General features: G+C 72.8%; 1 protein-coding gene. It reads left to right on the forward strand.

Annotation, left to right across the window (positions count from 1 at the left end):
* Positions 1–153: 153 nt before the first annotated feature.
* The coding region (locus tag K789_RS0107560; RefSeq protein WP_024366232.1) for an ABC transporter ATP-binding protein at positions 154–791 on the forward strand (638 nt) is incomplete at its 3' end.

Genomic DNA, 791 nt, shown 5'->3' on the forward strand with positions numbered 1-791 from the left:
CGCCCGCGGCTTCGGTGCCCCGGGTCCCCGGACCAGCTACCGCGAAGTCACGGACCCGACCGCGCAGCGCCGGTTCCGGGCGGTGCTGCTGCTGCTCGCTGCCGCCGCGGTGGCCGTCCGGCTCGGGACCTCCTGGCCGGTTGGGGGGCCGGCATGACCGTCGTTGATCGAACCATCGTCAGCACTGACGCCGTGCTTTCTGCGCGGATCGATTCCTTCAGCTTCCACGGCGACAGCACCCCCGCGCTGCACAACGTCCGGTTCAGCGCCAGACCGGGCACCCTGACAGCTGTCCTCGGCGGTTCCGGCAGCGGCAAGACCACCCTGGGCAAACTGCTGGCCGGCTGGCACCGGCCCGGACAGGCCGGGACGCTCACCGGGTCGCTCACGCTGGCAGGGGAGCTGCTGGAATTCCGGGGCCGTGAGGACGACCCGCGGGTCAATCCGTCCGCCTGGTCGGGCCGGGTGGGCTACGTCCCCCAGGATGCGGCCGCCATGCTCTCCACGGTCCGCTCCACGGTGGCCGAGGAACTCGCCTTCGGCCTGGAAAACCGCGGCACCCCGCGGCCCCAGATGCTCCGTGACGTGGCACGCACCGCTGAACTGACGGGCCTCAGCCCGCTCCTGGACCGGGATCCCGCGACTCTCTCCGGCGGGGNCCGGCTGGCCATTGCCTGCGCGGTCATCCAGGCCCCCGCGGTCCTGGTGCTGGACGAACCGCTGGCCTCCCTGGACGCCGCCGGTACCATCCAGGTCCGGGACCTCATCAACCGGCTCACCGCCGCCGGGAC

The sequence above is a fragment of the Arthrobacter sp. TB 26 genome, assembly GCF_000427315.1.
Taxonomy (GTDB): Bacteria; Actinomycetota; Actinomycetes; order Actinomycetales; family Micrococcaceae; genus Arthrobacter.